Origin of the sequence: Cupriavidus sp. SHE, from assembly GCF_000812445.1 — a bacterium.
Taxonomy (GTDB): Bacteria; Pseudomonadota; Gammaproteobacteria; order Burkholderiales; family Burkholderiaceae; genus Cupriavidus; species Cupriavidus metallidurans.
In genome coordinates this window covers 1-24,578 of the sequence record NZ_JWMB01000021.1, presented here as the reverse complement: position 1 = coordinate 24,578, position 24,578 = coordinate 1, and the positions used below count along the sequence as shown (strand labels likewise).

The 24,578-nt window shown below is 62.5% G+C and carries 25 protein-coding genes and 2 tRNA genes; 20 read left to right on the top strand and 7 right to left on the bottom strand.

Annotation, left to right across the window (positions count from 1 at the left end; all coding sequences use genetic code 11):
- Nucleotides 1-86: 86 nt before the first annotated feature.
- Entirely contained in the window at nt 87-1,772 is a 1,686-nt protein-coding gene (locus tag RN01_RS11135) for an electron transfer flavoprotein-ubiquinone oxidoreductase (RefSeq protein ID WP_024569195.1), read from the bottom strand.
- 331 nt (nt 1,773-2,103) lie between these two features.
- Here RN01_RS11135 and RN01_RS11130 point away from each other — a divergent pair, with 331 nt between their 5' ends.
- The 5 genes from RN01_RS11130 to RN01_RS11110 all read left to right on the top strand — a co-directional run bounded on the left by RN01_RS11130 (nt 2,104) and on the right by RN01_RS11110 (nt 6,423).
- Entirely contained in the window at nt 2,104-2,889 is a 786-nt protein-coding gene (locus RN01_RS11130; RefSeq protein ID WP_008650518.1) for an SDR family oxidoreductase, read from the top strand.
- Between the two features lie 178 nt (nt 2,890-3,067).
- A complete protein-coding gene (locus RN01_RS11125) occupies nt 3,068-3,658 on the top strand; it encodes a TRAP transporter small permease (protein ID WP_017515137.1) in 591 nt (196 codons plus the stop codon).
- Nucleotides 3,655-4,959, top strand: a complete 1,305-nt coding sequence (locus RN01_RS11120; RefSeq protein WP_017515138.1) for a TRAP transporter large permease — start codon at nt 3,655-3,657, stop codon at nt 4,957-4,959. The genes RN01_RS11125 and RN01_RS11120 overlap by 4 nt, the downstream gene beginning before the upstream one ends.
- Before the next feature lie 34 nt (nt 4,960-4,993).
- The gene (locus RN01_RS11115; protein ID WP_008650515.1) at nt 4,994-6,025 is read left to right on the top strand and encodes a DctP family TRAP transporter solute-binding subunit; all 1,032 of its coding nucleotides are present in this window, start codon (nt 4,994-4,996) and stop codon (nt 6,023-6,025) included.
- Nucleotides 6,022-6,423 (top strand): thioesterase family protein, encoded by a 402-nt coding sequence (locus RN01_RS11110; protein ID WP_011515938.1) that lies wholly within the window; start codon nt 6,022-6,024, stop codon nt 6,421-6,423. Before RN01_RS11115 ends, RN01_RS11110 begins: the two co-directional genes overlap by 4 nt.
- 59 nt (nt 6,424-6,482) lie before the next feature.
- On the opposite strand, the gene RN01_RS11105 is transcribed toward RN01_RS11110, so the two are convergent.
- Complete coding sequence (locus RN01_RS11105; RefSeq protein ID WP_008650510.1) at nt 6,483-7,028, bottom strand: PAS and helix-turn-helix domain-containing protein; 546 nt, start codon at nt 7,026-7,028, stop codon at nt 6,483-6,485.
- A 195-nt stretch (nt 7,029-7,223) separates the two neighbouring features.
- Between RN01_RS11105 and RN01_RS11100 the strand changes: the two genes are divergently transcribed.
- Complete coding sequence (locus RN01_RS11100; RefSeq protein ID WP_008650509.1) at nt 7,224-7,922, top strand: CoA transferase subunit A; 699 nt, start codon at nt 7,224-7,226, stop codon at nt 7,920-7,922.
- Nucleotides 7,923-7,933: 11 nt separating this feature from the next.
- Nucleotides 7,934-8,572 carry a CoA transferase subunit B gene (locus tag RN01_RS11095; RefSeq protein ID WP_008650507.1) on the top strand — a complete coding sequence of 213 codons (639 nt, stop codon included), beginning with the start codon at nt 7,934-7,936 and terminating at the stop codon, nt 8,570-8,572.
- A 133-nt stretch (nt 8,573-8,705) separates the two neighbouring features.
- Here RN01_RS11095 and RN01_RS11090 read toward each other — a convergent pair whose 3' ends face one another.
- Together RN01_RS11090 and RN01_RS11085 are read right to left on the bottom strand one after the other, a co-directional pair.
- Nucleotides 8,706-9,179: a DUF411 domain-containing protein gene (locus RN01_RS11090; RefSeq protein WP_008650506.1), complete on the bottom strand. Its 474-nt coding sequence runs from the start codon at nt 9,177-9,179 to the stop codon at nt 8,706-8,708.
- Between the two features lie 20 nt (nt 9,180-9,199).
- Nucleotides 9,200-9,976 carry a 3-hydroxybutyrate dehydrogenase gene (locus RN01_RS11085; protein ID WP_011515941.1) on the bottom strand — a complete coding sequence of 259 codons (777 nt, stop codon included), beginning with the start codon at nt 9,974-9,976 and terminating at the stop codon, nt 9,200-9,202.
- Nucleotides 9,977-10,163: 187 nt separating this feature from the next.
- Here RN01_RS11085 and RN01_RS11080 point away from each other — a divergent pair, with 187 nt between their 5' ends.
- The 13 genes from RN01_RS11080 to RN01_RS11020 all read left to right on the top strand — a co-directional run bounded on the left by RN01_RS11080 (nt 10,164) and on the right by RN01_RS11020 (nt 22,405).
- A complete protein-coding gene (locus tag RN01_RS11080; protein WP_008650503.1) occupies nt 10,164-11,045 on the top strand; it encodes an alpha/beta fold hydrolase in 882 nt (293 codons plus the stop codon).
- Between the two features lie 25 nt (nt 11,046-11,070).
- Nucleotides 11,071-11,433: a RidA family protein gene (locus tag RN01_RS11075; protein WP_008650501.1), complete on the top strand. Its 363-nt coding sequence runs from the start codon at nt 11,071-11,073 to the stop codon at nt 11,431-11,433.
- A gap of 16 nt (nt 11,434-11,449) precedes the next feature.
- Nucleotides 11,450-13,678, top strand: coding sequence for a bifunctional (p)ppGpp synthetase/guanosine-3',5'-bis(diphosphate) 3'-pyrophosphohydrolase (locus RN01_RS11070; protein ID WP_017515373.1), 2,229 nt, complete (start codon nt 11,450-11,452; stop codon nt 13,676-13,678).
- Nucleotides 13,679-13,699: 21 nt separating this feature from the next.
- Nucleotides 13,700-13,776, top strand: a tRNA-Val gene (locus tag RN01_RS11065).
- 396 nt (nt 13,777-14,172) lie between these two features.
- The gene (thrS, locus tag RN01_RS11060) at nt 14,173-16,080 is read left to right on the top strand and encodes a threonine--tRNA ligase (protein ID WP_017515452.1); all 1,908 of its coding nucleotides are present in this window, start codon (nt 14,173-14,175) and stop codon (nt 16,078-16,080) included.
- 47 nt (nt 16,081-16,127) lie between these two features.
- Complete coding sequence (gene infC, locus RN01_RS11055; protein ID WP_080672715.1) at nt 16,128-16,649, top strand: translation initiation factor IF-3; 522 nt, start codon at nt 16,128-16,130, stop codon at nt 16,647-16,649.
- 168 nt (nt 16,650-16,817) lie between these two features.
- A complete protein-coding gene (gene rpmI / locus RN01_RS11050; RefSeq protein ID WP_006575466.1) occupies nt 16,818-17,015 on the top strand; it encodes a 50S ribosomal protein L35 in 198 nt (65 codons plus the stop codon).
- A gap of 28 nt (nt 17,016-17,043) precedes the next feature.
- Nucleotides 17,044-17,400, top strand: a complete 357-nt coding sequence (rplT, locus tag RN01_RS11045; protein ID WP_008650487.1) for a 50S ribosomal protein L20 — start codon at nt 17,044-17,046, stop codon at nt 17,398-17,400.
- Nucleotides 17,401-17,608: 208 nt separating this feature from the next.
- Nucleotides 17,609-18,640, top strand: a complete 1,032-nt coding sequence (gene pheS, locus RN01_RS11040) for a phenylalanine--tRNA ligase subunit alpha (protein ID WP_008650479.1) — start codon at nt 17,609-17,611, stop codon at nt 18,638-18,640.
- A 77-nt stretch (nt 18,641-18,717) separates the two neighbouring features.
- Nucleotides 18,718-21,165 (top strand): phenylalanine--tRNA ligase subunit beta, encoded by a 2,448-nt coding sequence (gene pheT, locus RN01_RS11035; RefSeq protein ID WP_024569197.1) that lies wholly within the window; start codon nt 18,718-18,720, stop codon nt 21,163-21,165.
- 84 nt (nt 21,166-21,249) lie between these two features.
- On the top strand, nt 21,250-21,660 hold the full coding sequence (locus RN01_RS11030) for an integration host factor subunit alpha (RefSeq protein WP_008650476.1): 411 nt from the start codon (nt 21,250-21,252) through the stop codon (nt 21,658-21,660).
- Nucleotides 21,661-21,839: 179 nt separating this feature from the next.
- Complete coding sequence (locus tag RN01_RS11025; protein WP_017514242.1) at nt 21,840-22,274, top strand: MerR family transcriptional regulator; 435 nt, start codon at nt 21,840-21,842, stop codon at nt 22,272-22,274.
- 54 nt (nt 22,275-22,328) lie between these two features.
- A tRNA-Pro gene (locus RN01_RS11020) sits at nt 22,329-22,405 on the top strand.
- Nucleotides 22,406-22,496: 91 nt separating this feature from the next.
- Here RN01_RS11020 and RN01_RS11015 read toward each other — a convergent pair.
- From RN01_RS11015 to RN01_RS11005, 3 genes are all read right to left on the bottom strand, one after another.
- Nucleotides 22,497-23,618 carry a tyrosine-type recombinase/integrase gene (locus RN01_RS11015; RefSeq protein ID WP_017514241.1) on the bottom strand — a complete coding sequence of 374 codons (1,122 nt, stop codon included), beginning with the start codon at nt 23,616-23,618 and terminating at the stop codon, nt 22,497-22,499.
- Nucleotides 23,615-23,860: a DUF4224 domain-containing protein gene (locus RN01_RS11010; protein WP_017514240.1), complete on the bottom strand. Its 246-nt coding sequence runs from the start codon at nt 23,858-23,860 to the stop codon at nt 23,615-23,617. The genes RN01_RS11015 and RN01_RS11010 overlap by 4 nt, the downstream gene beginning before the upstream one ends.
- Before the next feature lie 118 nt (nt 23,861-23,978).
- Nucleotides 23,979-24,578 (bottom strand): site-specific DNA-methyltransferase (locus RN01_RS11005; protein ID WP_039016671.1); only part of this gene is annotated, 600 nt, incomplete at its 5' end.

Genomic DNA, 24,578 nt, shown 5'->3' with positions numbered 1-24,578 from the left:
GTTCGCCCAATAGAAAACGCCGGCCAATGGCCGGCGTTTTCCTTGTCGTGCAATGCCGCCTGATCTTGTCTCGGGCGGCAGGCGTCTTACATGCCCACGTAGTTCGGGCCGCCGCCGCCTTCCGGCGTGACCCACACGATGTTCTGCGTCGGGTCCTTGATGTCGCAAGTCTTGCAGTGCACGCAGTTCTGCGCGTTGATCTGCAGGCGCTCCTTGCCGTCATCGTTCTGCACGAACTCGTACACGCCAGCCGGGCAGTAGCGCGACTCGGGGCCGGCGTACTTTTCCCAGTTGATGTTCACCGGCACGTTCGCGTCCTTGAGCGTCAGGTGCGCGGGCTGGTTTTCTTCGTGGTTCGTGTTGCTGATGAACACTGACGAGAGACGATCGAACGTGAGCTTGCCGTCCGGCTTCGGATAGACGATCTTCTCGCATTCGGCGGCCGGCTTCAGGTACACGTGGTCCGGCTTTTCGCGGTGGAGGGTCCAGGGCGGGTTGCGGATGCCAAGCTTCGGCAGCAGCCATTGCTCGATACCGGTCATCAGCGTGGCGGTGGTGCGGCCCTTCTTGAACCACTGCTTGAAGTTCTTCGCTTGCAGCAGTTCCTTGTGGAGCCAGCTCGATTCGAACGCGGCGGGGTAGGCGGTCAGTTCGTCGTGCTGACGGCCGCCCTCCAGCGCGTCGTAGGCGGCCTCGGCGGCCAGCATGCCAGTCTTGATCGCAGCGTGGCTACCCTTGATACGCGAGGCGTTCAGGTAGCCGGCGTCGCAACCCACCAGCGCGCCACCCGGGAACACGGTCTTCGGCAGCGACAGCAGGCCGCCGGCGGTGATCGCTCGGGCGCCATAGCCGATTCGCTTGCCGCCTTCAAAGTAAGCGCGGATTTCCGGGTGCGTCTTGAAGCGCTGGAATTCCTCGAACGGCGACAGCCACGGGTTCGTGTAGTCCAGGCCAACCACGAAGCCCACTGCGACCTTGTTGTCCTCCATGTGATAGAGGAACGAGCCGCCGTAGGTTGCGGGGTCGAGCGGCCAGCCGGCCGTGTGCACCACCAGACCGGGCTTATGCTTGGCCGGATCGATTTCCCACAGTTCCTTCAGGCCAATGCCGTAGCTTTGCGGGTCCTTGCCGGCGTCGAGCTTGTACTTGGCGATGATCTGCTTGCCCAGGTGGCCACGCGCGCCCTCGGCGAAGATCGTGTACTTGGCGTGGAGCTCCATGCCGAGCTGGAAGTTCTCGGTGGGCTCGCCTTCCTTGCTGATGCCCATGTTGCCCGTGGCAACGCCCTTGACCGAGCCGTCCTCGTTGTACAGGACTTCGGCGGCCGGGAAGCCCGGGAAAATTTCTACGCCCAGCGCCTCGGCTTGCTGGCCCATCCAGCGAACGAAGTTCGACAGGCTGACGATGTAGTTGCCGTGGTTGTGGAAGCACTCCGGCAGCAGCGCCGGCGGGGTGCCCTTGGAGCCGGATTCGTTCAGGAACAGGAACTTGTCTTCCGTTACCGGCTGGTTCAGCGGCGCGCCGAGTTCCTTCCAGTTCGGGATCAGTTCAGTAAGCGCGCGCGGATCCATGATCGCGCCGGACAGGATGTGAGCGCCGGGCTCCGAGCCTTTCTCCAGCACACAGACATTGACGTCGCCGCCTTTTTCTTGCGCCAGTTGCTTCAGGCGAATAGCCGTGGCGAGGCCTGCAGGTCCGCCGCCAACGATGACGACGTCGTACTCCATGGCTTCTCGCGGGCCGAACTGCTCGACGAGCTGTTGCTGATCCATTGTCTCTTACCCTCTGTTTCTTCTGGGCGGCAATACTGCCGCATGGGTCGCAGTCCGTCGTGCGGGTGCTGCGGTTTGTGGGAATGCGGTGATCGGGCTCCAAGAAACTGGCAGGGATTTGCGGGGCTTTGCGAAGTCTCCCGCATTTCCCCCTTTCGCTTTGGGGACCAAGTTCTTAGAATCTCCGGCATTGTCCGGGACTCGACACCCTCAGGCAAGATTTTTTTTTGAACGACCGTTCTTTTTTTTGGTAAGCTGCGGCCGCCAGCCTATGTAACGTCGGCGCCGCACGTCCGGCTGGGCCGGGCGCCCCCCAAACTCCGAGGTAACTATGGGTCTGTCGATTAATCTGGAAGGCAAGGTCGCGCTGGTGACCGGCGCGTCAAGCGGCCTGGGCACGCGTTTTTCCAATGTTCTGGCGGCCGCCGGGGCCAAGGTGGTACTGGCTTCGCGCCGAGTGGAACGGCTCAAGGAGCTACGTGCCTCGATTGAGGCAGACGGCGGCAGCGCGCACGTGGTGCAGCTCGACGTGACCGATCCGGACAGTATCCGGGCGGCCGTGGCGCACGCTGAAACCGAGGCTGGCGCGATCGACATCCTGGTCAACAATTCGGGCGTTTCCACCACGCAGAAGTTGACCGACGTCACCGCTGACGACTTCGATTTCGTCTTCGATACCAATACGCGAGGCGCGTTCTTTGTCGCCCAGGAAGTGGCCAAGCGCATGATCGCGCGGGCCAAGGGCGCCGAAAAACTGGGCAATCCGCTGCCCCAGGCGCGAATCGTCAATATTGCGTCTGTGGCCGGTCTCAAGGTACTGTCGCAGATCGGTGTCTACTGCATGAGCAAGGCTGCCGTGGTCCATATGACCAAGGCGATGGCGCTGGAATGGGCGCGGCATGGAATCAATACCAACGCGATCTGCCCGGGCTATATCGACACCGAGATCAACCACCACCACTGGGACACCGACGCGGGGCAGAAGCTGATCCAGATGCTGCCGCGCAAGCGCCTGGGCCAACCCGAAGACCTCGATGGCCTGTTGCTGCTGCTGGCGTCCGATGCCTCGCGCTTTATCAATGGCGCGGTGGTTACGGCCGACGATGGCATGGTCTGATCCTCCCGGATTGGACCGAGAAGAATAAATAACCAAATAAGAATCACCCCGGGGCGTTAACAGAACGAAGCGAACCAGTTCTGGGCAGGGAAGGTGGCGCGGCGAGACCATGGCGCCCGTACCACGGTGCCAGAATCGTTTTGTTAGCGCCTCGGGACCGGACCGGAGGCCGGGGAGGATGGAGCAAGACAATCAGGCACTGCGCGACGCCGTGCCGCAGCATGTCGTCGATTCGGTGATCATTCCCGAAGCCGCCGACGAAGCGCGGGACAGCGAATTCCGGGTTTCACCGCGTATCGAGGACTGGATCGGCGTGATCGTGATGGGGTTGCTGGTAATCATCACGTTCACCAACGTGGTGGTCCGCTACTTCACCGACGAATCGTTTGCCTGGACCGAGGAGTTCTCGGTCTTCCTGATGATCGTGCTGGCGCTGGTGGCTGGCAGCGCCGCCGTGGCGCGCGATCGCAATATCCGCATCGAATTCTTCTTCGAGCGTGGCAGTGCCGCGCGGCAGAAGCGGCTGGCCATCGTTTCGGCGCTGGCTGTCGCGGTCATGTTCCTGGCCCTAGCCGTGCTGGGTGTGCGGATCACGTGGGACGAGTACACGTTCGGTGAGACGTCACCGGGCATCGGCGTGCCAAGCTGGTGGTACTCGGTCTGGCTGCCTGTTCTGTCGATGGCGATAACGCTGCGGGCGCTGGCTCTGGCCCTGCGCAATGTCCGGGCGCTGCGCGCTCTGAAGAACGATGGGGAGCGCGCGCAATGACGCTGATCGCCATCATTCTGTTCGTGGTTTTCATTGGCCTGATGCTGCTGGGCGTGCCAATTGGCGTGTCGCTGGGGCTGGGCGGTCTGGTCGCCATCGGCCTGTCGAACCTCGATACGCAGATGTTCGGCCTGCTGGCCGTGCCCCAGAACTTCTATGCCGGACTTGCCAAGTACCCGCTGCTGGCCATTCCGATGTTCGTACTGGTCGGTTCGATCTTCGACCGTTCCGGCGTGGCGCAACGACTGGTCACGTTCGCCATCGCGATCGTGGGCCGTGGTCCGGGCATGTTGCCGCTGGTGGCCATCCTCGTGGCGATGTTCCTGGGCGGCATCTCCGGCTCCGGTCCCGCGAACGCGGCCGCGGTAGGGGGCGTGATGATCGCGGCGATGTCGCGTGCGGGCTATCCCGGCTCCTACAGCGCCGCGGTGGTTGGCGCGGCGGCGGCTACGGACATCCTGATCCCGCCGTCGGTGGCGTTCATTATCTACAGCGTGCTGGTGCCGGGCGCATCGGTGCCCGCGCTGTTCGCCGCCGGCATGATCCCGGGCATCCTGGCCGGTGTGGCGTTGATCGTTCCGGCCGTCTGGCTGGCGCGCAAGCACAACATGGGGCATATCGAGGCCGGCTTGCCGCGCCCGCCGTTCTGGAAGAGCCTGCGCGAGGCCGCATGGGGCCTGGTGGCGCCGTTCCTGATTCTCGGTGGCATGCGCGCGGGCTGGTTCACGCCGACCGAGGCCGCCGTCGTGGCCGTGGTCTACGGGCTGTTCGTCGGCATGGTGATCTATCGCAGCATCGGCGTGCGCGACCTGTTTACGATTTTCCAGGAGGCGGCCGAGACATCGGCGGTGATCCTGCTGGTCGTTGCGCTAGCCGGCATCTTCGCCTATGCGCTGTCCACGCTCGGCGTGATCGACCCGCTGGCCAATGCCATTGCGCATTCGGGGCTGGGCGAGTACGGCGTGCTGGCGCTGATCGTGCTGCTGCTGATGACCGTCGGCATGTTCCTGGACGGCATCTCGATCTTCCTGATCTTCGTGCCGCTGCTGCTGCCCATCGCCACCGCGTTCCACTGGAATCCGGTATGGTTTGGCGTGGTGCTCACGCTCAAGGTGGCGCTGGGTCAGTTCACCCCGCCGCTGGCCGTCAACCTGATGGTGTCGTGCCGCATCGCGCGTGTGCGCATGGAAGAGACCGTGCCGTGGGTGATCTGGATGCTGCTGGCGATGTTCGTCGCCATGCTGATGGTGCTGGCCTATCCGCCGCTGGCCACCTGGCTGCCCGACTACCTGGGCTATTGATATGAACGAGAAAACGAAAAGAGGAGATTCCCGGATGAAACGCCGTGCCCTGATGCTGTCCGTTGCCGCTTCGATCGCCGCCGCCGCGCTTGCGCCGGCCGGAGCGATGGCGCAGACCTACAAGTCCGAATACAAGATGTCGCTGGTGCTCGGTCCCGCGTTCCCGTGGGGCAAGGGCGGCGAGATCTGGGCAGACATGGTGCGCCAGCGCACCAATGGCCGCATCAACATCAAGCTGTATCCGGGCACGTCGCTGGTGGCTGGCGACCAGACGCGCGAGTTCTCGGCGATTCGCCAGGGCGTGATCGATATGGCTGTGGGCTCCACCATCAACTGGTCCCCGCAGGTCAAGGAACTGAACCTGTTCTCGCTGCCGTTCCTGATGCCCGACTACAAGGCGCTGGACTCGTTGACCCAGGGCGATGTGGGCAAGTCGATCTTCGCCACGCTGGAGAAGGCGGGCGTGGTGCCGCTGGCCTGGGGCGAGAACGGTTTCCGTGAAGTCTCGAACTCGAAGCACGAGATCCGCAAGCCGGAGGACCTCAAGGGTCTGAAGCTGCGTGTGGTGGGCTCGCCGTTGTACATCGAGACGTTCAACGCGCTGGGCGCCAACCCTACGCAGATGAGCTGGGCCGATGCGCAGCCGGCCATGGCCTCCGGCGCCGTGGATGGCCAGGAGAACCCGCAGAGCGTGTTCGCCGCTGCCAAGCTCTACACGGTGGGCCAGAAGTTCGTGACGACCTGGGGCTACGTGGCTGACCCGCTGATCTTCGTGGTCAACAAGCAGATCTGGGAAAGCTGGACGCCGGCTGACCGCGAGATCGTCAAGCAGGCCGCCATCGACGCAGGCAAGCAGGAAATCGCGCTGGCCCGCAAGGGGCTGAACGAGGCGGGCGCGCCGGCATGGAAAGACATGGAGCAGCACGGCGTGAAGGTGACCAGCCTGACGCCGGCCGAGCACGATGCCTTCCGCAAGGCCACCGCCAAGGTCTACGACAAGTGGAAGAAGCAGATTGGCGCCGATCTGGTGACCAAGGCCGAAGCGTCCATCGCCAATCGCCGATGAAACACGTCTTCACCTTCGTGATGCCGATACGGTGGGGTGACATGGACGCCATGGGTCATGTCAACAACACCGTCTACTTCCGCTACATGGAACAGGCGCGGCTCGAGTGGTTCGCCTCGCTGGGCCGTAGCGGCAAGGACGCCAGCGGCCATGGGCCGGTCATCATCAACGCCAGCATGACGTTCCTGAAGCAGCTTCGTCACCCCGGCGACATCGAATGCCGCGTGTACGCGGGCAAGCTCGGTCGCACGAGTTTCGAAACGTGGACCGAGATCATCCGGACCGATCTGCCTGACGTGATCTGGGCGGAAGGTGGCGCGAAGGTGGTGTGGTGCGACTATGCGGCGGAGAAGTCGGTCCCGGTTCCGGATGAAATCCGTCGCCTGATCGAGGCGTAGGCTTTACATCCGCAATCGGCAGGTTCCCTCTCCCGTCTCGCGGGAGAGGGGGCGCATCCTCAGTGATTGACAAGGCGTTGGACCAGATCCACCGCCGTATGCGCGCCATACTTCTTCATCAGACGTGCCCGGTAGATGTCCACCGTGCGCGGGCTGATCGCCAGCAGCTTGCCGATCTGTTTGCTGGTCTTGCCCTCGACCAGCTGCGCGGCAATATCGCGCTCCCGCGCGGTCAGCTCGGCTGTTACGGGCCGCTTCTGGGATAGATCTTCGAACGTCCAGATGCCGCTGCCGAGTGGATCCTGCCGGTCCAGCGCGCGGCCGGTGACATGGCACCAGAACAGCTCCCCGTTGGCGCGCTTCATGATCCGCTCGTCCGAGTACATCCCCTTTGCATTCATGATCGGCACGATCCGCGCGCCGGTGCGCTCGAACTCGTCGGCAGTGGGGTAGAGCACCTGGAAGGACTCGCCGACCAGGGCGTCGCGCGTGGTGCCGAAGATCCGGCAAACCTCGTCATTGCAATCCTCGATCATGCGGGCGCGCGACAGCACCAGCCCGACGGGCGCAAGCTGAAAAGCGGTCTGGTAGTCGATGGACGGCATTATCCCTTATGTACTTTTACGTAATGGCGTTGGCGGTATGCGTTGACGTATGCTTTGGGGCGGCAACGGCGGGGCCTGACCGCTGATTGTACCGTTACAGATTCCGCATGTGGCCGGTTGGCCATGTGGCGGACCAAGAACGTCGTCGGAAGGCTTCGAACCATCCGCGCGGGACTACCGAGGAAGGAGCAAACAATGAACAAGGTCTACGCCAGCGCTGCTGAGGCGCTCGCGGGCGTCGTGCGCGACGGCCAGACGATCGCCGTGGGCGGTTTTGGTCTGTGCGGCATCCCCGAAGCGCTGATCGCGGCACTGCGCGATAGCGGCGCCAAGCAGCTTACCTGCATCTCCAACAATGCCGGCGTCGATGGTTTTGGCCTCGGCCTGCTGCTTGCCACGCGGCAGATCCGCAAGATGATCTCGTCCTACGTGGGCGAGAACAAGGAGTTCGAGCGCCAGTACCTGGCTGGCGAACTCGAACTCGAATTCACGCCGCAGGGCACGCTGGCCGAGAAGCTGCGCGCCGGCGGATCGGGCATCCCGGCGTTTTTCACCAAGACCGGCGTGGGCACGATCGTCGCAGATGGCAAGGAAATCCGCGAGTTCGACGGCCAGCAATACGTGATGGAGCGTTCGCTGACGGCGGACGTGGCGCTGGTCAAGGCCAAGAAGGCTGACAAGGCAGGTAATCTGGTCTTCCGCCGCACCGCCCGCAACTTCAACCCGGTTTGCGCAATGGCCGGAAAGATCACGGTGGTCGAGGTGGAAGAGATCGTTGAAACCGGTGAGATCGATCCGGACGACGTCCACCTGCCGGGCATCTTCGTGCACCGCATCGTGCTGAACACGAACCCCGAAAAACGCATCGAACAGCGCACCGTGCGTGCCAAGTAAGGAGACAGATCATGGCATGGACACGTGATGAAATGGCCGCGCGCGCGGCCCGGGAACTGCAGGACGGTTTCTATGTGAATCTCGGTATCGGCCTGCCGACGCTGGTGGCCAACCACGTGCCGGAAGGCATGGAAGTGTGGCTGCAGTCGGAAAACGGCCTGCTGGGCATCGGTCCGTTCCCGACCGAGGAAGAAGTGGACGCCGACATGATCAACGCCGGCAAGCAGACGGTGACGACGCTACCCGGTTCGTCGATCTTCTCGTCGGCCGATTCGTTTGCGATGATTCGCGGCGGCAAGATCAACCTGGCCATCCTGGGCGCCATGCAGGTCAGCCAGCGCGGCGACCTGGCCAACTGGATGATCCCGGGCAAGATGGTCAAGGGCATGGGCGGCGCGATGGACCTCGTGGCCGGCGTGGGTCGCGTGGTGGTGCTGATGGAACATACCGCCAAGAAGAAGGATGGCACCGAGGACATCAAGATCCTTGAGGCGTGCAATCTGCCGCTGACCGGCGTGGGTGTGGTGAATCGCATCATCACCGACCTGGCCGTGATGGACGTGACGCCGGAAGGCTTGAAGCTGGTGGAAACCGCCCCGGGCGTGAGCCGGGAGGAAGTGCAGGCGAAGACGGGCGCGAAGCTGATCTGAGCCGCTGGTCTGGCCGCTTGGTATGGTGGCCAAAGTGCAGTAGCCAAATAGAAAAAGCCCCCGCTGGTTTATGCCGGCGGGGGCTTTTTTCTTGGCGAGGGTTGCCGTTCGCGGAGCCTGGCTCGCGCGAGCCTCAGGACTTCGCCTTGTTGTAGCTCGAGAAGACCGACGCCGCGCCATTGGCTTTCACCAGCAGCACGTCGAACGGGTCCTTGCGTGAACCATATTCCATGCCCGGAGATCCTGCCGGCATTCCCGGCACGGCCAATCCTGCGGCCTGCGGCTTGCTGGCCAGCAGCTTCTTGATGTCGGCTGCCGGCACATGGCCCTCGATACCGTAGCCGGCGATGACGCCGGTGTGGCACGAGCCGAAGCGGTCCGGAATCCCGTACTTGGTGCGATAGACGCCAGTGTCCTCGACATCGTGCGTGGTCACCGTAAAGCCGTTGGCGCGCAGATGCTTGACCCAGTCCTCGCAGCAGCCGCAAGTCGGGCTCTTGTAGACGTCGATGGCCAACAGCTTCGGCGACTGCGCCATGGCCAACACCGGCGCCAGCGTCAGCGAACTGGCGCCAAGGATGCGCAGGAAGTTACGTCGGTCTGCCATTTACTGCACTCCTCGTTCTCTTATTGGGCCACCCAGCCACCGTCCATGTTCCAGATCGCGCCGCGCACCTGACGCGCGGCTTCGCTCGACAGGAACACCGCCAGCGCGCCGAGTTCCTCGGGCGTGACGAACTGGCCGGAAGGCTGCTTCTCGATCACCAGTTCACGCTTGGCTTGCTCGACCGGAATCCCTTCCTTCTGGGCGCGGGCTTCCACCTGTTTCTGTACCAGTGGCGTCAGCACCCAGCCCGGGCAGATGGCGTTGGCCGTGACGCCGGTCTGCGCCGTTTCGAGCGCGGTGACCTTGGTGAAGCCGACGATGCCGTGTTTCGCGGCCACGTAGGCCGACTTTTCCGCCGATGCCACGAGACCGTGGGTCGAGGCGATATTGATGACCCGACCCCAGTTCTTCGCCTTCATCGAGGGCAGCGCCAGGCGGGTAGTGTGAAATGCGGAGGTGAGATTGATGGCGATGATCGCGTCCCAGCGATCGACCGGAAATTCCTCGATCTTTGCCACGAACTGGATGCCTGCGTTGTTGACCAGGATGTCCACACCGCCGAAGTCCTTCTCGGCATAGCGCATCATGTCCTCGATCTCGGCGGCCTTGCTCATGTCGGCGCCGTGGTAGCCAACCTGAATGCCGCTGCCGGATTTGGCGATCTCCGCCTTTGCGCCGTCCACGTCACCGAATCCGTTGACGATGATGTTCGCACCTTGCGCGGCCAGCGCCTGGGCGATGCCGAGTCCGATACCGCTGGTCGATCCAGTGACCAGTGCCGTCTTGCCTTTGAGCATGGATGCCTCCGTTGGGCGAGTCAGGATGTGCTGTGGCATTGTACTCGCTGAGCGTACAATCCTGCTTTGGCCAAAAGCCCGCAATTTGGTTCAACCGCCCGGTTCGACCGTCGTACTTTCCGAAGTAGTCATATCGCTTAACCTTTCGCGTCATCATGCCTTTGGCGCGAGATTGCAGGGAGTCCAGATGTCTTCCAGTCCGCGCCTCGGCTTCGTACAGTGCATCAGCGCATCCGGCCTGCATCGCATGGCCTATCACGAGTGGGGAGATCCCGCGAATCAGCGAGTGCTGGTGTGCGTGCACGGCCTGACCCGTACCGGACGTGATTTCGACGCGCTGGCACGTTCGCTGAGCGACGAGTACCGTGTGGTGTGCCCGGACGTGGTGGGCCGTGGCCGCTCCGACTGGCTGGCCGACCCGCGGGGCTACGTGTTGCCGCAATACGTGTCCGATATGGTTACGCTGATCGCGCGACTGAACGTCGAACAGGTGGACTGGTTCGGCACGTCGATGGGCGGGCTGATCGGCATCGGGCTGGCCGGGCTGGTCAAGTCGCCGGTGCGCAAGCTGTTGCTCAACGATGTGGGTCCGCGCATCACCGCGCAATCGATGGAACGGATTGGTGCGTATCTGGGTTTGCCGGTGCGCTTCAAGACGTTCGAGGAAGGGCTGGCTTATCTGCAGACGATCAGCGCCTCATTCGGCCGTCATACTCCCGAGCAGTGGCGCGAGCTGAATGGCGCGATCCTGAAACCGATGCAGGGCGCGGAGGGGCTCGAATGGGGATTGCATTACGACCCGGCGCTGGCCGTGCCGTTCAAGGACGCGACGCCGGAGGCGATGCAGGCTGGCGAGGCCGCGCTGTGGGCGATGTTCGAGGCCATTCAAGGGCCGACACTGGTGGTGCGCGGCGCGCAGTCCGATCTGCTGATGCGCGAGATCCTGGCCGAGATGGTGGCACGCGGCAAGCAGGTGTCGAGCGTGGAGATTCCCGATGTGGGTCATGCTCCGACGTTTGTCGATCCGGCGCAGATCGCCATCGCCCGTCAATTTTTCCTGGGGTCTTGAGCCCCGATACTGAACGAAAACTGTCATGAGCACCAACACCCTGAAGCGCGCCCACGTGGGCAAGCGCCTGTCCGAATACGCGGTCTACAACGGCGTCGTCTATCTGGCCGGCCAGGTGCCCGAGGTCGACCCCAAGGCCGACCTGCGCGGCCAGACGCGCGAGGTGCTGGGCCATATCGACCGCCTGCTGGCCGAAGCCGGCAGCGACAAGACGCGCATCCTGATGTGCCAAATCTTCCTGACGGACATCACGCGCATTGGCGAGATGAACGAGGTGTGGGACGAGTGGGTGGCGCAAGGCAATACGCCGCCGCGGGCCACCGTCCAGGCGGCGCTGGCCAATCCCGACTACCTGATCGAAGTGGTGGTGACGGCCGCGCTCAACTGATGCGGGGCGGTAAGACATGGTGACATCGACGGAGCTGACGGGTCAGACCGCGGGCGTGCCCGACGCCGGGCTCGTCGAGCGCGCGCTCGCGTATGTGCGCGAGAAGGCCGACGGCGAGAAACCCACGACACTGCCCACCGGCGAGACCGTGCTGTCTCATGCCGAGGGGATGCTGCGTATCCTGGATGGCCTGCGCGTAGACGATGCCGCGCGTGCGGCGGCGTGCCTGTTCCCGATGGTGGCGTTCGTGCCCGGCGTCGAGGCGCACATCGAGGAACGCTTCGGCGAGGACGTGGCGCGGCTGGTGAAGGGCGTGCGGCAACTGTTGCGGATTGGCGCGATCGCCACGCAGGCCGAGACCGCCGAAACGTCGAAGTCGCAGGCGGCGGCGCGGCAGGAGCAAGTTGAGGCGCTGCGCAAGATGCTGCTGGCCTTCGCGCAGGACATCCGCGTGGTGCTGGTGCGGCTGGCTTCGCGTCTGCAGACGTTGCGCTGGCTGGCGCAGACCAAGAGCCAGCCGCTGCCGGGCGTGGCGCGCGAAACGCTCGATATCTATGCGCCGCTGGCGAACCGGCTGGGTATCTGGCAAATGAAGTGGGAGCTCGAGGATCTGGCCTTCCGCTTCGAGCAGCCCGAGACCTACAAGCGCATCGCCAAGCTGCTCGACGAAAAGCGCATCGAGCGGGAGGGCTATATCTCGCAGGCGATCGCGCGGCTGCAGTCCGAACTGGCGGCGGCGGGCATTCGCGCCGAAGTGACCGGGCGACCCAAGCACATCTACAGCATCTGGAAGAAGATGCGGGGCAAGGCGCTCGATTTTGCCGATCTCTACGACGTGCGCGCCTTCCGCGTGATTGTCGACGACATCAAGGACTGCTATACGGTGCTCGGTATCGTGCACCACATCTGGCAACCGATTCCGCGCGAGTTCGACGACTACATTTCGCGGCCGAAGGCGAATGGCTACAAATCCCTGCACACGGTGGTGATCGGCGACGATGGCCGAGCGTTCGAGGTGCAGATCCGTACGCACGAGATGCACCACTTCGCCGAGTACGGCGTGGCGGCGCACTGGCGCTACAAGGAAGCGGGTGGCAGGGGTTATAGCGGTCAGTTCACCGCGGACAACAGCTACGACGAGAAAATCGCGTGGCTGCGGCAACTGCTGGCGTGGAAGGATGACGCCGATCACACGGTCACGCACGAGGATTCGCCGTGGGAGCAGCTCAAGCACGCGGCAATCGACGACCACATCTATGTGCTGACGCCGCAGGCGCGCGTGGTGGCGTTGCCTCAGGGCGCCACGCCGGTGGATTTTGCCTACTACCTGCATAGTGACCTCGGCCATCGTTGCCGCGGTGCGCGTGTCGATGGCGCGATGGTGCCGCTCAACACGCCGCTCAAGAACGGGCAGACCGTGGAGATCGTGGCGGTCAAGCAGGGTGGGCCTTCGCGCGACTGGCTGAACCCCGAGCTGGGCTACCTGGCCAGCAGCCGCGCACGTGCCAAGGTGCGGGCATGGTTCAATGCGCTCGACTCTCAGGAGACGATTGCCCAAGGGCGTGCCCTGATCGAAAAGACGTTGCAGCGCGAGGGCAAGACGGCGGTCAATCTCGACGATCTCGCCACCCGACTCAACTTCAAGACACCGGATGATCTGTTCGCGGCGGTGGCGAAGGAAGAGTTCAGCCTGCGCCACGTGGAGCAGGCGCTACGGCATCCGGACGGGGAGGTGCAGCCGCAGTTCAGCGAGGAAGAGGCCGTTACCAAGAAGAGTCGCGCCACCAGCGTGGCGCGCGGCGCCAAGAGTGGCGTGCTCGTGGTGGGCGTCGATTCGCTGATGACGCAAATGTCTCGCTGCTGCAAGCCGGCGCCGCCGGACGATATCGTTGGCTTCGTGACTCGTGGTCGGGGTGTGTCAATCCATCGACGCAACTGCCACACGTTCCAGCAACTGTCGACGCGAGACCCCGAGCGGGTAATCCAGACGGAGTGGGGCAAGCGCAGCGATGCCGTGTATCCCGTGGACATTCAGGTGGAGGCGATCGATCGGCAAGGCTTGCTCCGCGATATTTCCGAAGTGCTTTCGCGCGAGAAGATCAACGTCACGGGTGTGAAGACGCTGTCGAGCAAGGGTGTTGCTCGAATGCAGTTCACGGCGGAGGTCGCCGAGGCCACGCAACTCCAGCGTGCGATTTCCCTGATCGAAGAAGTGCAGGGGGTGTTGCACGCGAAACGAAAATAAGGTTATACTTGCAGCTTCGCTAGGCTCGTAGCTCAGCTGGTTAGAGCACCACCTTGACATGGTGGGGGTCGTTGGTTCGAGTCCAATCGAGCCTACCAACGAACATGCAGTAAAACGTAGCACCCGTCGGCAATCGAAGGCTGGCGCTGGCAGATCCGAATAACCTTCCAAGGAACGGAAACGCATCATGAGCAAGACAACTCGAACTACTACCGCTGGTTAGCGACAGTAGTCGAGGTGCGCCTTCGACCCGTAGTGTGTGATGCGGGGAAACACAGAAAAACGCGGCCTTGGCCGCGTTTTTTTTCGTCTGTCGTTTTCCAGCATCCGGTAAGCTGCCTCGTCGCTCGCCGTGAGGCAGCCAGAAAGATTCGTTGCTGGTCGTGTCCGATAGCCGTTGAGGCGATTGGATGGGCTGGCGCCACAAAAGAAGCTATGCTCCGCTCGCCACATCGCCTGAAGGCCGGTGCAGCGGAATCCTCGAGAGGTGCAAGATGATCGTAATCACGCTGCCAGACGGTTCCCGTCGTGAGTATCCCGGCCCCGTCACGGTGGCCGAAGTGGCGCAGAGCATTGGCTCCGGACTGGCCAAAGCAGCGCTCGCCGGCAAGGTCGATGGTCGCATGGTCGATACGAGCTTCAGGATCGACCAGGATGCATCGCTGTCCATCGTCACGGACAAGGATGCTGATGGCGTCGACGTGATTCGTCACTCGACGGCCCACTTGCTGGCCTACGCCGTCAAGGAGCTGTATCCCGACGCGCAGGTCACGATCGGTCCGGTCATTGACAACGGCTTCTACTACGATTTCTCGTACAAGCGTCCCTTCACGCCGGAAGACCTTGCCGCCATCGAAAAGAAGATGACGGAACTCGCCCGCAAGGACGAGAAGGTGTCGCGCGAAGTATGGAATCGCGATGAGGCGGTGGCCCTGTTCGAGTCGATGGGCGAGAAGTACAAGGCCGAGATCATTGCATCGATTCCCGCGGATCAGGAGATCGGTCTCTATCGCGAAGGCAGCTTCGTCGACCTGTGTCGTGGCCCGCACGTACCGTCCACGGGCAAGCTCAAGGTCTTCAAGCTGATGAAGGTGGCTGGTGCCTACTGGCGCGGCGACTCCAACAACGAGATGCTCCAGCGTATCTACGGTACGGCCTGGGCGAAGAAGGAAGACCAGGACGCCTACCTGCACATGCTGGAGGAGGCCGAGAAGCGCGATCACCGTCGCCTGGGCAAGACGCTCGACCTGTTCCATCTGCAGGAAGAGGCACCTGGCATGGTGTTCTGGCACCCGAAGGGCTGGCAGGTGTGGCAGGCCGTCGAGCAATACATGCGCGCCCGTCTGGGTCAGGCCGGCTACGAGGAAGTGCGCACGCCGCAGGTGATGGATCGTTCGCTCTGGGAGCGTTCCGGCCACTGGGACAACTATAAAGAGAACATGTTCGTCACGGAGTCGGAGAAGCGCGATTACGCGATCAAGCCGATGAACTGCCCGGGCCATGTGCAGATCTTCAACCACGGCCTGCGCTCGTACCGCGACCTGCCGCTGCGTCTTGCCGAGTTCGGTGCGTGCCATCGCAACGAGCCCTCGGGAGCGTTGCACGGGCTGATGCGTGTGCGGGGTTTTGTGCAGGATGATGCGCATATCTTCTGCACGGAAGAGCAGATCGTCGAGGAGGCAAAGGCCTTCAACGAACTCGCGTTCTCGATCTATGACGACTTTGGCTTCAAGGATGTCGCGGTGAAGCTGTCGCTGCGCCCGGAAAAGCGCGCGGGCTCGGACGCAGTCTGGGACCACGCCGAGGATGGCTTGCGCCTGGCGCTGCGCGCTTGCGGCGTGGAGTGGGAAGAGCTGCCGGGCGAGGGTGCTTTCTACGGCCCGAAGGTCGAGTACCACATCAAGGATGCAATCGGCCGCTCGTGGCAGTGCGGCACGCTGCAGCTCGATCTGGTGCTGCCGGAGCGCCTGGGCGCCGAGTACGTCTCCGAGGATAATTCCCGGAAGCGTCCGGTTATGCTGCACCGCGCGATCCTTGGTTCGTTCGAGCGCTTCCTGGGTATCTTGCTGGAAAACCACGCGGGTGCGCTGCCGGCCTGGCTGGCTCCGGAGCAGGTGGTGGTGATGAATATCGCCGAATCCCAGTCGGAATATGCTGAAAGCGTTGTGCAACTCTTGCAAAAACAAGGGTTTAGGGCCAAGGCGGATTTGCGTAACGAGAAAATTACGTATAAAATTCGCGAGCATTCCCTCCAGAAGATCCCTTACCTGCTGGTAATTGGCGACAAGGAGCGGGATGCCAATCAAGTGGCCGTGCGTGCCCGTGGCAACGTGGATCTGGGTGTCATGCCTGTTTCCGCGTTTGTGGAGCGTCTGCAACAGGACGTTTCCAGCAAAGCCTGAGGGTGTCGAGCACGGCTTGTTTTTTTGTCTTCTTGAGGTAACGGAACATCGCTACAGACAAAGGTCACCGTATCAACCGGGAAATCAGCGCGCCTGAGCTGCGCTTGGTAGGGGTTGATAACGAGCAGCTCGGCATCGTCAAATTCATGGACGCACTGCGCCTGGCCGAGGACAAGGACTTGGATCTCGTGGAGATCGCGCCCAACGCGACTCCGCCCGTGGCCCGCATCATGGACTACGGCAAGTTCAAGTACGAGGAAGCCAAGCGCGCCCACGAGGCCAAGCTCAAGCAGAAAATCATCCAGGTCAAGGAAGTGAAATTCCGTCCTGGCACGGATGATGGCGATTACAACGTCAAGCTGCGCAATTTGCGACGCTTCCTGGAAGAGGGCGACAAGACCAAGATCACGTTGCGCTTCCGTGGCCGTGAAATGGCTCACCAGGAAATCGGCGCGCGCGTGCTCGAGCGTCTGAAGGCTGACTTGGAAGAACTGGGTCAGGTCGAGCAGATGCCGAAGATGGAAGGTCGCCAGATGGTGATGGTGCTGGCCCCCAAGAAGAAGAAGTGATTCTTGTGCGGGGTGGCGGCCGGGGTGCCATGTGCATCCCGGCGTCGTCCTGTGCGGAAGCCGTGCGCGGCGCTTCGTGTGCTGCGTACAAAAACAAGTGGATACGGGTTTTGCAAGTGATGGCGTCAGCCGTCCACCTGTATGCATGTCATAGAGCTGGAGTTTTTCATGCCTAAGATGAAGACCAAGAAAAGCGCCTCCAAGCGCTTTACTGCGCGTCCGAACGGGTCGTTCAAGCGCGGCCAGGCCTTCAAGCGTCACATCCTGACCAAGAAGACCACCAAGAACAAGCGTCAACTGCGCGGCACCCAGGACGTCCATGAGACGAACCTGAAGTCCGTTCGCGCAATGATGCCTTACGCATAACCTCAAACGATAACGAAAGGAGTTTTATATGCCTCGAGTCAAGCGTGGGGTTACTGCACGGGCCCGTCACAAGAAAGTCATCGACGCTGCCAAGGGTTACCGCGGCCGTCGTAATAATGTCTATCGCATCGCCAAGCAGGCGGTCATGCGTGCTGGCCAGTACGCCTACCGCGATCGTCGCAACAAGAAGCGCGTGTTCCGCGCTCTCTGGATTGCACGTATCAACGCTGCTACGCGTGAGCATGGCATGACCTACAGCGTGTTCATGAACGGCCTGAAGAAGGCTTCGATTGAACTGGACCGCAAGGTGCTGTCGGACATGGCTATCCACGACAAGCCTGCCTTTGCCGCCATCGTCAACCAGGTGAAAGCCACCGTTGCCTGATGCCGGCTGCGGAAGCGCCTAGACCGCGCTTCCGGGCAAGCACCGACCGCAAGGTCTGCTGAAACGGGGCTCCTCACCGAGCCCCGTTTTTATTTCGAATGCCGTGTCGATCGGAGCGATCCGAGACGGCATTCGAAATAGATGCACCGCACGCGCATTGCCGCGTGCAGTGTCAACCTTTCCACGTATTTGTCTACGTATTGCCGCCATGTCCCTGGATCTGGATCAAGTCGTCGCCGACGCCCAGGCTGCTTTCGCCGCCGCCAACGACAACGCCACGCTGGAAAACGAAAAGGCCCGCTTTCTGGGTAAGACCGGTGCGCTGACCGAGCTGCTCAAGGGCCTCGGCAAGCTGGACCCGGAAACGCGCAAGACCGAAGGTGCGCGTATCAACCAGGTCAAGCAGCAGGTGGAAGCCGCGCTGCAGGCCCGCCGCCAGGCGCTGGCCGATGCGCTGATGAACGCGCGTCTGGCCGCGGAAGCTATCGACGTGACGCTGCCCGGCCGCTCTGTTGCGCGTGGCAGCGTGCATCCGGTGATGCGTACCTGGGAGCGTGTCGAGCAGATCTTCGGCTCGATCGGTTTCGACGTGGCCGACGGCCCTGAAATCGAAACCGACTGGATGAACTTCACCGCGCTGAACAACCCGGACAACCATCCGGCGCGTTCGATGCAGGACACGTTCTATGTGGACGGCCGCGACAGCGACGACAAGCTCCTGCTGCTGCGTACCCACACCAGCCCGATGCAGGTGCGTTACGCGCGCATGCACGTCGAGAAGTACGCCGGCCGCGCCATGCCGCCGATCAAGGTGATCTGCCCGGGCCGCACGTACCGCGTGGACAGCGATGCCACGCACTCGCCGATGTTCAATCAGGTGGAAGGTCTGTGGATTGGCGACAACGTGAGCTTTGCCGACCTGAAGGGCGTCTACACCGATTTCCTGCGCAAGTTCTTCGAGCGCGACGATATCCAGGTGCGCTTCCGTCCGTCGTACTTCCCGTTCACCGAGCCGTCGGCTGAAATCGACATGGCGTTCGGCAACGGCAAGTGGCTGGAAATCTCCGGCTCGGGCCAGGTGCACCCCAACGTGCTGCGCAATATGGGCCTCGATCCCGAGCGCTACATCGGCTTTGCGTTCGGCTCCGGCCTCGAGCGCTTGACGATGCTGCGCTATGGCATCAATGACCTGCGACTGTTCTTCGAAGGCGATGTGCGCTTCCTGCGCCAGTTCGCCTGAAATGGCGTACCGCCCGAAGCAATAACGCAGCTCCAACGTCCCAGACAACTCAGAATACCTACCGGATCAGAAGCGCCATGCAATTCTCGGAATCCTGGCTTCGCACGTTCGCCAACCCTGAAAAGATCTCCACCGACGCGCTGTCGCACAGCCTGACCATGGCCGGGCTCGAAGTGGAAGAAGTGGGCCCCGTTGCGCCGCCGTTCACGAAGATCGTGGTGGCCCGCGTGCTGGCCACCGAACGCCATCCCAACGCCGACCGCCTGAACGTGTGCCAGGTGGATGCCGGCACCGGCGAAACGCTGCAGATCGTTTGCGGCGCGCCTAACGTCAAGCCCGGCATCGTCGTGCCGTGCGCGCTGGTCGGCGCCGTGCTGCCGCCGGGTGAAGAGGGCGGCAAGCCGTTCGAGATCAAGGTCGGCAAGCTGCGCGGCGTGGATAGCTTTGGCATGTTGTGCTCGGCACGCGAATTGAAGCTGTCCGAAGATCACGGTGGCCTGCTGGTCCTGCCGGACGACGCGCCGGTGGGTCAGGACATTCGCCAGTACCTTGATCTCGATGATCAGGTCTTCACGATCAAGCTGACGCCGAACAAGGCCGACTGCCTGTCGATCCATGGTGTTGCGCGCGAAGTGTCGGCGCTGACTGGTGCCGCGCTGACGCTGCCCGACATGTCGCCAGTAGCCGTGACGATCCAGGACAAGCTGCCGGTCAAGATTTCCTCGCCGGACCTGTGCGGCCGTTTCTCGGGCCGGATCATCCGCGGCGTGAACGCCCGCTCGGCCACGCCGGCATGGATGGTGCAGCGTCTGGAGCGCTCGGGGCAGCGCAGTATTTCGGCGCTGGTCGATATCTCGAACTACGTGATGCTCGAGCTAGGCCGTCCGTCGCATGTGTTCGATCTGGACAAGATCCACGGCGGCCTGGATGTGCGCTGGGGCCGCAAGGGCGAACAGATCAAGCTGCTCAACGGCAATACCGTCGAGGTGGACGAGCAGGTGGGCGTGATTGCCGACGACAAGGAGATCGAGAGCCTGGCCGGCATCATGGGCGGCGACAGCACTGCCGTTTCGCTCGATACGACCAATATCTACCTGGAAGCCGCGTTCTGGTGGCCCAATGCCATCCAGGGCCGCGCGCGCCGCTACAACTTCTCGACCGATGCCGCGCATCGTTTCGAGCGTGGCGTGGACTACGCCACCACGGTCGAGCATATCGAACGCATCACCGCGCTGATTCTCGACATCTGTGGTGGTCAGGCCGGTCCGGTGGACGACCAGACCGTCAATGTGCCGCAGCGTCAGCCCGTGAAGCTGCGCGTGGCGCGTGCCGAGCGCGTGCTGGGTATCGAACTGTCGTCGGCGGAGATCGCTGATGTGTTCCAGCGCCTGAACCTGTCGTTCACGCGCTCGCAAGGCGACGAAGGCGAGGTGTTCGAAGTCACGCCGCCGAGCTATCGCTTCGACATCGAGATCGAGGAAGACCTGATCGAGGAAGTCGCGCGTATCTATGGTTTCGAGCGTATCCCGGCCCGCCCGCCTGTGGCCGAAAGCGAAATGCGTCCGACCAGCGAAGGCCGCCGCTCGCAACACGTGGTGCGCCACGCGCTGGCCGCGCGCGACTTCAACGAGGTGATCAACTTCGCCTTCGTGGAAGAGCAGTGGGAGCAGGACTTCGCGGACAACAATAACCCGATCCGGCTGCTGAATCCGATTGCGAGCCAACTGGCCGTGATGCGTTCCACGATGATCGGTGGTTTGCTCGACAAGGTTCGCTACAACCTTAACCGCAAGGCTTCGCGCGTGCGCCTGTTCGAGGTGGGCCGCGTGTTCCACCGCGATCCGAAGGTGGCCGACGGCGGCCTGACCGTTGCCGGCTACCATCAGCCGATGATGGCTGCCGGTATCGCCTACGGCCCGGCGTTCGATGAGCAGTGGGGCGTGGCCACGCGTCCGGTCGATTTCTTCGACATCAAGGGCGATGTGGAAGCGCTGTTCCACCCGCGCGTGCCGCGCTTCGAACCAGTGGCGCATCCCGCGCTGCACCCGGGTCGCGCCGCGCGTGTGATCGTCGATGGCAAGGCTGTCGGCGTGGTCGGTGAACTCCATCCTCGCTGGCTGCAGAAGTATGAGCTGACGCAGGCGCCGGTGCTGTTCGAACTCGAACTCGACGCGCTGCGCGGTGTAGGTCTGCCGGTGTACACGGAGATTTCGAAGTTCCCGGCGGCAGTACGCGATCTGGCTGTAGTCGTGAAGCAGTCGCTGCGTGCGCAAGACATGCTGGACGCCATGCGCGCGGCGCTGGACAAGGGCGGCTTCGGCCATTTCGTCCAGAGCCTTGTACTGTTCGACGAGTTCCGGCCGAAGGCCGCGTCGACGGCCATTGGCGCTGACGAGAAAAGCCTTGCGTTCCGCGTAACGTTGCAAGATACTGGGTCGACCCTCCAGGACGAGACAGTCGACAGTGCGGTGCGCTGCATGATCGACGCGCTGACGGCAGGCTTCGACGCCCGCCTGCGCGCTTAAGCGAATCAGGCAGTCCACCTTCAATTGGAGCGCCCGGGCACAGCCCCCGGGCGGATCGCGGCAGATTTTACAGAGCGATCTAGGATGAACGATCGAGACACGATTTCCATGAATGCTGCAGACCTGGGCGATGCAAGCGACCGGCACGCTGCCTCCCTCGACGATGCATCGCCGGAAGCCCGTGCCGCCGAGGTGCCCACCCTGACTAAGGCCGAACTTGCAGAGATGCTGTTCGATCAGGTTGGCCTGAACAAGCGCGAATCGAAAGACATGGTCGAAGCGTTCTTCGACGTGATTCGAGAAGCGTTGGAGCGCGGCGACAGCGTCAAGCTGTCAGGCTTCGGCAACTTCCAGTTGCGCGACAAGGCGCAACGTCCCGGCCGCAACCCCAAGACGGGAGAGATCATCCCGATCACGGCGCGCCGCGTGGTGACGTTCCACGCCAGCCAAAAGCTCAAGGCACAGGTGGAGGAGCGCGCGGGCCTGGAGGCCTGACGCGCGAGGGCATGTGCCGCACGGGCAGTATCGTCGCGGCAGCCACACATCTGTAACGACGCGCAACCGGGTGATTGCCCGCGGCGATTGCAGTCTGTATCCTGCAATGCCGCGCGCAGTTCGCGTCCAACCGAGCCAACCGGCTCTGGTCCACGGCCTGACATCAGACTACCCAACGCATGACGGAAAAATCCAGCGAGCGCGTCGCGCTGCCGCCGATTCCCGCAAAACGCTACTTCACCATCGGTGAGGTCAGCGAGCTCTGCGCCGTCAAGCCGCATGTGCTGCGCTACTGGGAACAGGAATTCACCCAGCTCAAGCCCGTGAAGCGACGCGGCAATCGCCGTTACTACCAGCATCACGAAGTCCTGCTGATTCGCCGGATTCGCGATCTGCTGTACGAGCAAGGCTTTACGATCAACGGCGCGCGCAACCGGCTCGACGAAGGGCGCCATCACGGCGCTGGCGTCGCGGTGGGCGCCGAGTCCAGTGAGGTTCAGGTTGCCGTGGAGGAAGCACCTGTGCTTTCTGTTGACCTGAATGCGCTGCGCAACGACCTGGTCGAAGTGCAGCACCTGCTGGCGCAATTGAAAGAGATCGCACGGCACCAATAAATTGGCTTGGATACTAGCCATCGTCGAATTGACGGTGATATACTCTCGCTTCTTCGGGGCGTAGCGCAGCCTGGTAGCGTACCTGCATGGGGTGCAGGTGGTCGGAGGTTCAAATCCTCTCGCCCCGACCAGACAGAACCCGCTTGGTATAAGGCCAAGCGGGTTTTTTACTTTTCCCGCTGGGTAGCGTTGCTACCCGTCTTTTTGGATGACATCCAATATTCATGCAGCAGGCAGCGCCAAGCGAACGGTCGAAACCGGTACCTCGCGCTGCTTGATGTAGCCTTCAGTGGTAGCGCGGTCAGAGTGCGCACCGGCCACCTGCAGGGCCTCGATGTCATACCCTGCCTTCTTCGCATCCGTCAGTGCTTTCGCCCGGATGTCCTTCACCGTGTAATCCTTCCCCGGCAGCTTCGCGCGCACCAGCGCATCGCGCCATGCATCCCGACATGCGGCCGCGGTCTTCGGCTTACCCTGACGGTCGACCAGCACATAGTCATCGGCCAGCGCCTGCACCTTGATGCCGTGGCGCAGTTCCTTTGCGCGCCGCAGCACTTCCTTGATCTCTGGCGTGAGCGGCCAATCGACGGCCTCGCCACTACTGTCTTCCGTCTTGCTGGGCACGAAGTGGATCACGCCGGCCTGACGGTCCACCTGCGACCAGCGCAACTCGCGGATGTCGGTTGAGCGCTGACAAGTCAGGTAGCAGAGATCCACGAAGACCTGCATCTCCGGCCCGGTCGGCACCTTGGCGGTGATCTCCGCTACCTCGGCGCCGATCTTCTTCTTGTACTTGTAGCTTGCCAGCGCGGCCCGGATGGCCAGGAAGTGGTCATGCGGGATGTACACCTTTCGCACCTTCGGCTTCTTCAGCTCAATCTCGCGGCACGGATTGAGTTTGATGTGCCGGTGCAACACCGCCCAACTGAAGAACTTCGACAGCCAGCCCTTCATGGCGTTTTGTGTCGGTAGCTTGTCCGGCCAGTTGCCGAGCAGAAATTCCTGCACGGCGCCCGGATCGACCTCTTCGATGCCGTGCCGCTTGAAGGCCTTGCGGACGTCCTCACCGCGGCGGCGCCATTCGTCTCGGTACGACTCGGCGTAGTGCTTGGCGTGCTTTTCCATGTAGATCGCGACCAGCCGCGACATGCTGCCCTCGTCGCCGTCGACCTCGGTCTTCCGCTTCTCCTCGGCCAACCGCTCAAGCATCCGCGTTTCGCCTTCGTCGACGCGGCACAGCTTGATCCACTTCTCGTCGGTGTTGCGCACCCAGTGAAAGCTGCCGTACCGGATGTAGACCCGGCTTGGCAGTCCGTCTGGCTTTGTGCGGCGGCGCGCGTTCATGCTGCTTTCCTGATCGGGATGAGGGGAGTGCGGCCCGGGATCGCAGAGCCAGCGTTGGGCAGAACGCCTGCGCGCTTCGCCTGCAGGCCTTCGAATGCCGCCCAGGTCATGATGATCCTGCCGTCGGAGCGTTGCACGGGCGTCACTCCGAAATGGCGCTTGAACCATTCCGCCTGCAGGCTCTTCCGTTTCAGGCCAGTCACGTCCTGAAGATCTTTCTCACTCATGAGTCGGTTGTCCATTTGCTGCTCCCAGGCATTCCGGGTTGTCTCGATGATATGTGCTGCTGCTTGTTCCACTGCAATTATTGGTTCTGAATAATTCGGTCTAAACGGTCGCGCCGCATAAGCGGCTGTAAAGTTAGGCGGTCTCTAGCATCAGGCCCGGTTGGCGCGTGCGTTCAGCTTGCAGGGCGATGTAATCCGGATTCAGTTCCGCACCGATCCAGCGTCGGCCCAGTGTCGCGGCGGCAATGCCCGTCGATCCGCTACCCATGAATGGATCAATCACCAAGCCTCCAGGCGGGACCGAGTAGGCGATCAGCGGCGCGAGTATCCCGAGAGGCTTCTGAGTCGGGTGGACGGCTTTGCCGTGCTCGTTTGCCACGTCGATGACGCTCCGCACCAGGCGCGGGCCACCATCCTCAGACACGTAATGGCCGGCCTCGATGTTCCCGGTATGGGTCGGCCTAGTCTTGCGGCGCACGACCTTCGCACGCGCATCCTGTGTGTACTGGGGAGCCCGGAACAGATCACCCCATGCACCGCGATAGAACTGAATGGCGTGCTCATGCACACGGCGGAAGCGGTCGTTATGGAAGCCCGTGCCGTTCTGCTTCTCCCATACGATGTCCTGCGCGTAGCGGAAGCCAGCGGCCTCCATTTCGCCGAAGACCGTGGCGAGGAACCGCATACTGCCGAACACCCAAATACAGGCAGTCGGCTTCAACACGCGCGCAAC